The organism is Salmonella sp. SAL04162 (assembly GCF_046551535.1).
Taxonomy (GTDB): domain Bacteria; phylum Pseudomonadota; class Gammaproteobacteria; order Enterobacterales; family Enterobacteriaceae; genus Salmonella; species Salmonella enterica.
Genome location: NZ_JBGDVX010000014.1, coordinates 135,954 through 144,323, shown reverse-complemented (window position 1 = coordinate 144,323; position 8,370 = coordinate 135,954). Strand labels below are relative to the sequence as shown.

The window sequence follows — 8,370 nt, the reverse complement described above, 5'->3', positions numbered from 1 at the left end:
TTGAATGGGTTCATGTGCAGCTCCATCAGCAAAAGGGGATGATAAGTTTATCACCACCGACTATTTGCAACAGTGCCCATCGGCGTAGTAGTGGATGTGGTCGATGACAAAGCCGGTGCGGGTCAGCGTGCGCCGGAGGATCGGCAGAAAATCGACCAGGAACGAAGTAGCGCGTGTGACGACGGCCGGTACGCCGACACGCGCCACGGCCTCGGCCCAGCGCGCGGCCGGCGGTTGGAGCAGGCCGTTGTGCACCGAACCGTGGTAGGTGCCGACCGCCAATGTGAGCCAGCGCTCTAGCTCGCGCAGCGTCAGGGCGGCCTTGTTTTCGGAATCGTAGTCGCCGCGCTGGTCAGGGTTGGAGAAGGTCGTTCCCGGCAGTTCGTCGTGAATCATCTGCATCGCCGTGCCGATGATCCGTTCCACGATGCCGCCATAGTGCGGCTGTCCCAGCGGGCGATAGTCCAGCCGGATGCCATGCTGCTCGCAACCCCGGCGCAGGGCCTCGCTCTTGAACTCGGCCGCGTTGTCTAGGTAGAGCAGCAAGGGCTTGCCGCTCATCTGCCAATCCATTTCCACGTTCAGTCCTTCCAGCCAAGGGCGCTTGTCGCAGGCGACATGCACGAGGCACAGGCCAACCGAAACGGCAGACGGCGCTTCCAGCGTGACGACCATGCCGAGCACGCAGCGGGTGAACACGTCGATGGCGAGGGTCAGGTACGGGCGGCCAATAGGTTGCCGGTCGCGGTCATCGACCACGATCAGGTCGATGACCGTATGGTCTATCTGCACCTGCTCCAGCGGCGCGGTCACGGCAGGAGGCTCGCCGCCCACACCTTGTAGGTCACGAGCGGCATCCTGGCCTTCCCGCCGGCGGATGACCTTGCGCGGGTCAAGGCTAGCGATCCGTAAGGCCACGGTATTGCGCGCCGGCACTCGCAGTTTTTGAGCCTTGCACACCTGAGTGACTTCGCGGTGAAAGGCCGCTAGGCTGCGCTTCTGCTTGGTCAGGAACCGCTTTTGCAGTAGCTCGTGGATGACGCGCTCGACCGGTTCCGGCAAGCGCCCCTTACCTTTACCTCCACCGGACTGGCCGGGCACCAGATCCGTCACGAGGCCGCTGCCTTGCCGGGCACGCCGGATCAGAACGTATACCTGGCGCCGAGACAAGCCCAGCGCCTGAGCCGCCATATCGGCCGCTTCGTGCCCGACCGTCTCCGACTGCGCCAACGGACTGATGATCTCCGCACGACGGCGCGCACGCTCCCAAGCCTCATCAGGCAGAGTGGCCACGCCTTGTTCTGGAATCCGTGGGGTGTCCGTCGCCATGCTCACCTCGCTTTGGTGCACACGAGTATTGAGCATAGTCGAGATTGGTGCAGATCACTTCTGATATTGAACTGTCAGGAGCTGGCTGCACAACAGCCATTACGCCCAATCAACTGGTGCAGTCGTCTTCTGAAAATGACATCCATGCCCAGCCCGTGCGCGAGCTGGATCACCGCCCGCACGATAGTTTGGTCACGGGCATCATCCGGGAGCCTGGCGACAAAGGATTGGTCGATTTTCAATGTGGTGATGGGGCAGCATTTCAGATGTTGCAGGCAGGAATAGCCGGTGCCGAAGTCGTCGGCGGCGAAGCGCACGCCGATGGCGCGCAAGGCGTCGAAACTGGCGAACAGGGCTGGATTGCCGAATGCGACCGATTCGGTCAGTTCGATCTCCAGAAGCTCGGCGGGCAGGGCCATATCGGCCAGCACCCGCTTTACCTCGTCGTCGAACGTTGGCCCAACCTGGCTGGCGGACACATTGATGGCAAGACGGAACGGTTGCCATGCCGGTCCTTGCCACTTGTGCATCTGGCGACAGGCCTCGCCCAGCACCCACGCGCCTATTTCCGGCATCAGGCCGAACGACTCGGCCAGCGGCAGGAACTGGCCGGGCGGCAACAGGCCAAGCCTCGGATGCCGCCAGCGCATCAACGCTTCCGCGCCAGCGATCCGGTGATCGCGCAGATCGACCAGCGGCTGGTAATGCAGGTCAAGCTGTCCGCGCGCCGCCGCCTGCGCCAACTCGGCCGCCGTCCATCCGGCGGGCTGCGAACTCGTCATGATCCGCCCCGGAAGGCGCGCAGCAGCCGCGTTACGGCCAGAACGAACAAGCCGGTCAGCGCGAGCGCGGCAACACCCCAATGCTCGCCAAGGAAGGCACCGGCGGTCGTCCCGGCCAGCACGGCGGCGAGAATCGGCAGATGGCAGGGGCAGGTCAACACGGCCAGCGCACCCCACAGGTAGCCGGAAACGGGTTGGCGCGTCTCGGGCGGCAGTTTGTCAGGGGCGTTCACGGCAATGCCTCCTCGTGCGCCCGCTCGGCTGGCATGGAGGCCAGTTGCGCGTCCAGATGGGCCAACGCCGCGCGCCGCCGCTCGACCAACTGGCGCAGCACGGCAAGCTGCGCTGCGGCTTGTGCGCCGTCCGCTGCGTCGAGCGCACGGCACAGCCGCGCCAGGGCATCCAGGCCGATACCCGCCTCGAAGGCCGCGCGCACGAAGCACAGCCGTTGCAAGGCCGCATCGTCGAACACGCCGTAGCCGCCCGTGGTGCAGGCCACCGGCCGTAACAAGCCGCGCACCAGGTAGTCGCGCACGATATGTACGCTCACCCCAGCGTTATGGGCCAGTTGCGATACCGTGTAGGCGCTCATCGCACACCTCCTTGTCCTCACCCGGCGCAGCAGGAAAGCTGCTTCACATCCTTGTTGAAGGTCTGCGCCGCGAGCTTCAACCCTTCGACCATCGTCAGGTAGGGGAACAACTGGTCGGCCAGTTCCTGCACCGTCATCCGGTTGCGAATCGCCAGTGCGGCCGTCTGGATCAGTTCGCCCGCTTCCGGGGCCACTGCCTGCACGCCGATCAGTCGTCCGCTGCCTTCTTCAACCACCAGTTTGATGAAGCCGCGCGTGTCGAAGTTGGCGAGCGCGCGCGGCACGTTGTCCAGCGTTAGCGTGCGACTATCAGTTTTGATGCCGTCATGGTGCGCTTCCGCCTCGCTGTAGCCTACGGTCGCCACTTGCGGGTCGGTGAACACCACGGCCGGCATCGCGGTCAGGTTCAGGGCCGCGTCACCGCCGGTCATGTTGATCGCGGCGCGAGTGCCGGCCGCTGCCGCCACATAGACGAACTGCGGCTGGTCGGTGCAGTCGCCTGCGGCGTAGATGTGTTCCACGCTTGTACGCATGCCGGGGTCGATGACGATAGCGCCTTGCGGGGTGAGCGTGACGCCCGTCGCATCCAGTGCCAGCTTGCGTGTGTTGGGCGCGCGGCCGGTGGCGACCAGCAGCTTGTCGGCGCGCAGTTCGCCGTGCGCCGTGGTGAGCACGAATTCGCCGTCCCCTTCACCATTGATATACGCGACCTGGCTGGCCTGGGTGTGTTCCCTCACCTCGATGCCCTCCATGCGGAATGCGGCCGTGACGGCTTCGCCTATAGCTGGGTCTTCGCGGAAGAACAGCGTGCTGCGAGCCAGGATCGTCACCTTCGCTCCGAGTCGGGCGAACGCCTGCGCCAGCTCCAGCGCCACCACTGATGAGCCAATCACGGCCAGGCGCTTAGGAATCGTCTCGCTGACCAGCGCTTCAGTGGAAGTCCAGTACGGAGTGTCTTTCAGGCCGGGAATCGGCGGCACGGCCGGGCTCGCGCCGGTGGCGATCAGGCAGCGGTCGAATGCCACCACGCGCTCGCCGCCGTCGTTGAGTTGCACGATCAGGTTGCGATTGTCCTTAAAGCGGGCGGAGCCGTGCAGCACAGTGATCGCCGGATTGCCCTCCAAGATGCCTTCGTACTTGGCGTGGCGCAGTTCATCGACGCGGGCCTGCTGCTGGGCCAGCAGCGCCGTGCGCTGGATGGTCGGCGTGGTAGCGGCGATGCCGCCATCGAACGGGCTTTCCCGGCGCAGATGGGCGATATGGGCGGCGCGGATCATGATCTTGGACGGCACACAACCGACATTGACGCAGGTGCCGCCGATGGTGCCGCGCTCGATCAGCGTGACACGTGCGCCTTGCTCGACGGCCTTCAGCGCCGCTGCCATCGCGGCCCCGCCGCTGCCGATGACGGCGATATGCAATGCGCCGCTGCTACCCGTCTTGTCGTTTCTGCCCAGCAGATCGCGCATCTTGTCGAGCAATCCGCCCGGCGTCGAAACTGAGGGGGCATCGGCCAGCGTGGCCCGATAACCGAGTCCAGCTACAGCGGCCGTCAGCGCGTCGGGTGACGTGCCGACCTCAATGGCGAGCTTGGCGCTGCCCTTGGCGTAGGAGACATCCGCTGATTGCACGCCGGGCACTTTCTCCAGGGCGTCCTTGACATGCACTGCGCACGAGTCGCAAGTCATGCCGGTGATTTTGAGAGTGCTCATACCATCGTTCCTTATTCGTGTGGGCCGCCGTGTCGCACGGTCAGCCGTCTTTCACAAGCGCTTGGCGGGGAGTTCGCAGCCGTCCGGTCCGCAACGGCGATGCGCCGGCGACACGAAGTCCCAGATCGACACCCCAATCATCAAGGCCAGGCCGACGTACATCAGGTTCGCCGTCCACCAGTTGCCGAGCAGCCAGACCGTGGCCGCAAACACGATGGCCGGGCCGATCATGCCGAGCAGACTGCGCAGCCATTGCCGATGACTGAACCAACCCAGCGCGTTCGCCAGGAAGGCCAGCGCGGCAAACAGCGGCAGCAGGCGGCTGATGAACAGTCCCTCGTACTGGCTCAAGAAGCCCAGCCCGATGGCCGCGCCGAAGCTGGCGAGGGCTGGAAAGCAGGCGGCGCAGCCCATCGCGGAAACGACGCTGCCGAGCGCGCCGGTTTTATCGGCAATGCGTGTCATCAGTCCCATGAAGCGGCTCTCGCTGTTGTCGTTGGCTTGCTGGCTCACTGCTTGACGCTGGACGGATAGCCGGCGTCTGCGGTGGCCTTGGTCAGCTTCTGTACGCTGGCCTTGGTGTCGTCAAAAGTGACGACGGCCTCGCGCTTCTCGAAGCCCACATCGACCTTGCTCACGCCTTCGACCTTGGAGAGCGCTTTCTTGACTGTGATCGGGCAGGCGGCGCAAGTCATGCCGGGAACCGCTAGCGTGACGGTCTGGGTAGCGGCCCACACCGGGGCAACAGCGGCGGCGAGGGCAAGGGAGGCAAACAGTTTCTTCATGATGAACTCCTGGTTAATAGAAAAATGGAACGACATAGGGAAATCCAAGCGCGACCAGGACCAGCACGGCCACGATCCAGAAAATCAGCTTGTAGGTGGCGCGCACCTGCGGAATCGCGCAGACCTCACCTGGCTTGCATGCCTGCACGGGCCGGTAAATCCGCTTCCAGGCGAAGAACAGCGCCACTAGCGCCGCGCCGATGAACAACGGTCGATAGGGTTCCAGCACCGTCAGGTTGCCGATCCAAGCACCGGAGAAGCCCAGGGCGACCAGTACTAGCGGCCCCAGGCAGCAGGTCGATGCAAGAATGGCGGCCAGCCCGCCGGCGAAGAGCGCACCGCGCCCGTTTTGTGGTTCAGACATACGTTGGCCCTTTTGAATTTGGATTGGATAGCGTAACCTTACTTCCGTACTCATGTACGGAGTCAAGCGATATGGAAAATAATTTGGAAAACCTGACCATTGGCGTTTTTGCCAAGGCGGCCGGGGTCAACGTGGAGACAATCCGCTTCTATCAGCGCAAGGGCCTGTTGCGGGAACCGGACAAGCCTTACGGCAGCATCCGCCGCTATGGGGAGGCGGACGTGGTTCGGGTGAAATTCGTGAAATCGGCACAGCGGCTGGGGTTCAGTCTGGACGAGATTGCCGAGCTGTTGCGGCTCGACGATGGCACCCACTGCGAGGAGGCCAGCAGCCTGGCCGAACACAAGCTCAAGGACGTGCGCGAGAAGATGGCCGACTTGGCGCGCATGGAAACCGTGCTGTCTGAACTCGTGTGCGCCTGCCATGCACGAAAGGGGAATGTTTCCTGCCCGTTGATCGCGTCACTACAGGGCGAAGCAGGCCTGGCAAGGTCAGCTATGCCTTAGCGTGCTTTATTTAATGAGATGGTCACTCCCTCCTTCCCGGTACTATGCTGAGGACAGGCTTTCATTCGGAGAACTATCATGGAAAACATTGCGCTCATTGGTATCGATCTGGGTAAAAACTCTTTCCATATTCATTGCCAGGATCGTCGCGGCAAGGCTGTTTACCGTAAAAAATTTACACGGCCAAAGTTAATCGAATTTTTGGCGACATGCCCCGCTACAACCATCGCAATGGAAGCCTGTGGTGGCTCTCACTTTATGGCACGCAAGTTGGAAGAGTTGGGGCATTTTCCTAAGCTGATATCACCACAATTTGTCCGTCCATTCGTTAAAAGTAACAAAAACGACTTTGTCGACGCCGAAGCTATTTGTGAAGCTGCATCGCGTCCGTCTATGCGTTTTGTACAGCCCAGAACTGAATCTCAGCAGGCAATGCGTGCGCTGCATCGTGTCCGTGAATCCCTGGTTCAGGATAAGGTAAAAACAACCAATCAGATGCATGCTTTTCTGCTGGAATTTGGCATCAGCGTTCCACGAGGAGCTGCCGTTATTAGCCGACTGAGTACCCTTCTTGAGGACAATAGTTTGCCTCTATACCTCAGCCAGTTATTGCTGAAATTACAACAGCATTATCACTATCTTGTTGAGCAGATTAAAGATTTGGAATCCCAGTTGAAACGAAAGTTGGACGAAGATGAGATTGGACAGCGCTTGCTGAGCATTCCCTGCGTCGGAACACTGACAGCGAGTACTATTTCAACTGAGATTGGCGACGGGAAGCAGTACGCCAGCAGTCGTGACTTTGCGGCGGCAACAGGGCTAGTGCCTCGACAGTACAGCACGGGAGGTCGGACGACATTGCTGGGAATTAGTAAGCGAGGTAACAAAAAGATCCGAACTTTGTTGGTTCAATGTGCCAGGGTATTCATACAAAAACTGGAACACCAGTCTGGCAAATTGGCCGATTGGGTCAGGGATCTACTGTGTAGGAAAAGCAACTTTGTCGTCACTTGTGCTCTGGCAAACAAGCTGGCCAGAATAGCCTGGGCCCTAACGGCACGACAGCAAACTTATGTAGCATAACGGCAGAAATACACCGGTTTAAAGAATCACTGATCTGGTTTTGCGAATACTGATATTGATGATACTAACGGCCCACCGGCCTGTTGAGGAACCTGTAAAACGGAAAGGCTCATTGAAGCCGTATATTTTCTGGAGGTTCATCAGGCGCGGAACTCATCGAGGCGCGGGAATAAAATCCCATTCAGACGCCGGATAGATTCAAGCAAGCCAATTTATCGTCAAAATCGGTGTTGCAAAAACGGGAGTGACCATAGATTCCGTTTTCTGAGACGACCCCACACAGAACGACATGGTCGAAGGTTCTCTTGTCAGAGATTACCCAGTTGCCGGTTTTCACACGGCCTGCTTCACTCACCCCTGCGGTAAGATCGGGTATGAGCGTCCCCTGCATGCCGTCAGTTCGAATTGAAAGAATTTCACCCGATAAACCCAGCTCTGCAAGCTCACTAATAAACGGTCTTTTCATCCGGCTTACCGGTTTTGGCTTCGTCATTTTCATCTTTGCTGTAACACCTCAGTACCCCATTGCTCGTTCCTGGCGGGACAGCCGTTCATCAGCAGCCTGAAGACGCTCATCACGCCGCCGTGCTGCCAGAACCCGTCGTTCTGAAAAAGACATAGCCGCTACGTTTGGTACGCTGAGCTTACCGTCACCGGCACAAACGTCACAGCGAACATCAAATGCTCCGGCAAAATACTTTTCACGCATTTCTGGCTCCCACTCAGCCATTTCTGATTGGGTGAATCCATTTTCAAAGGCCGGGTTTTCCATGGTCCCGTGGCCTTCGCACTGGTGACAGATTATGTACTTAAATTTGCGCATGTAACGCTCCTGTATATGATGGATGAACCACTCTCGTTCAGGGTTATGGCGAAATGTTTATCGCCGCAGCGAGAGATTCAGTCTTGCTATCAATATTCCTGAAGGTTGTCCGCCTGATTTCAGGGAAAGCATTCATTCACTGGCCGGTTCTACCTTATTATTCATACAGATTAAAGTAGTTGTGCCTACTACTGCGGTCACCTTCCTTGACAAAGTAAGCAAAGTTTGAAAAATTTAACACCGACGAAAGGCCATACCTTCGTTAGTGTGCGAAAGCCGCTTGCGAGCGACGGAATAGGTGAAAGCTTTAGTCAGGGTTAATTACCCTGTCTGCGGTGATGGGATGGCTCAGGCGTATATCATCACTCCTTCCAAAGTCCGTACACACTCTTTC

General features: G+C 59.6%; 11 protein-coding genes and 1 pseudogene. 2 read left to right on the top strand and 10 right to left on the bottom strand.

Going from position 1 to position 8,370, the window contains the following annotated elements; all coding sequences use genetic code 11:
* Positions 1 to 78: 78 nt before the first annotated feature.
* The 8 genes and pseudogenes from ACLJRH_RS22470 to ACLJRH_RS22435 all read right to left on the bottom strand — a co-directional run.
* Positions 79 to 1,329: pseudogene (locus ACLJRH_RS22470) on the bottom strand (transposase); the annotation flags it as partial.
* Positions 1,330 to 1,403: 74 nt separating this feature from the next.
* On the bottom strand, positions 1,404 to 2,072 hold the full coding sequence (locus tag ACLJRH_RS22465; RefSeq protein WP_001300294.1) for an EAL domain-containing protein: 669 nt from the start codon (positions 2,070 to 2,072) through the stop codon (positions 1,404 to 1,406).
* Positions 2,073 to 2,107: 35 nt separating this feature from the next.
* A complete protein-coding gene (merE, locus tag ACLJRH_RS22460) occupies positions 2,108 to 2,344 on the bottom strand; it encodes a broad-spectrum mercury transporter MerE (protein ID WP_000993386.1) in 237 nt (78 codons plus the stop codon).
* Positions 2,341 to 2,703, bottom strand: coding sequence for a mercury resistance co-regulator MerD (gene merD / locus ACLJRH_RS22455; RefSeq protein WP_001277456.1), 363 nt, complete (start codon positions 2,701 to 2,703; stop codon positions 2,341 to 2,343). The genes merE and merD overlap by 4 nt, the downstream gene beginning before the upstream one ends.
* A 17-nt stretch (positions 2,704 to 2,720) precedes the next feature.
* Positions 2,721 to 4,415 (bottom strand): mercury(II) reductase, encoded by a 1,695-nt coding sequence (gene merA, locus ACLJRH_RS22450; RefSeq protein WP_000105636.1) that lies wholly within the window; start codon positions 4,413 to 4,415, stop codon positions 2,721 to 2,723.
* 51 nt (positions 4,416 to 4,466) lie between these two features.
* Positions 4,467 to 4,889 (bottom strand): organomercurial transporter MerC, encoded by a 423-nt coding sequence (merC, locus tag ACLJRH_RS22445; protein WP_001340589.1) that lies wholly within the window; start codon positions 4,887 to 4,889, stop codon positions 4,467 to 4,469.
* A gap of 35 nt (positions 4,890 to 4,924) precedes the next feature.
* A complete protein-coding gene (merP, locus tag ACLJRH_RS22440; protein ID WP_000732292.1) occupies positions 4,925 to 5,200 on the bottom strand; it encodes a mercury resistance system periplasmic binding protein MerP in 276 nt (91 codons plus the stop codon).
* A 13-nt stretch (positions 5,201 to 5,213) separates the two neighbouring features.
* On the bottom strand, positions 5,214 to 5,564 hold the full coding sequence (locus ACLJRH_RS22435; protein ID WP_001294663.1) for a mercuric transport protein MerT: 351 nt from the start codon (positions 5,562 to 5,564) through the stop codon (positions 5,214 to 5,216).
* A 71-nt stretch (positions 5,565 to 5,635) separates the two neighbouring features.
* Between ACLJRH_RS22435 and merR the strand changes: the two genes are divergently transcribed.
* Together merR and ACLJRH_RS22425 are read left to right on the top strand one after the other, a co-directional pair.
* Positions 5,636 to 6,070 carry an Hg(II)-responsive transcriptional regulator gene (gene merR / locus ACLJRH_RS22430; protein ID WP_000429836.1) on the top strand — a complete coding sequence of 145 codons (435 nt, stop codon included), beginning with the start codon at positions 5,636 to 5,638 and terminating at the stop codon, positions 6,068 to 6,070.
* 78 nt (positions 6,071 to 6,148) lie between these two features.
* Positions 6,149 to 7,153 carry an IS110-like element IS4321 family transposase gene (locus tag ACLJRH_RS22425; protein ID WP_000427620.1) on the top strand — a complete coding sequence of 335 codons (1,005 nt, stop codon included), beginning with the start codon at positions 6,149 to 6,151 and terminating at the stop codon, positions 7,151 to 7,153.
* Positions 7,154 to 7,334: 181 nt separating this feature from the next.
* Here ACLJRH_RS22425 and ACLJRH_RS22420 read toward each other — a convergent pair whose 3' ends face one another.
* Both ACLJRH_RS22420 and ACLJRH_RS22415 read right to left on the bottom strand, forming a co-directional pair.
* Positions 7,335 to 7,652, bottom strand: coding sequence for a hypothetical protein (locus ACLJRH_RS22420; RefSeq protein WP_012477379.1), 318 nt, complete (start codon positions 7,650 to 7,652; stop codon positions 7,335 to 7,337).
* A gap of 15 nt (positions 7,653 to 7,667) precedes the next feature.
* Positions 7,668 to 7,976: a hypothetical protein gene (locus ACLJRH_RS22415; RefSeq protein ID WP_001224686.1), complete on the bottom strand. Its 309-nt coding sequence runs from the start codon at positions 7,974 to 7,976 to the stop codon at positions 7,668 to 7,670.
* Positions 7,977 to 8,370: the final 394 nt, after the last annotated feature.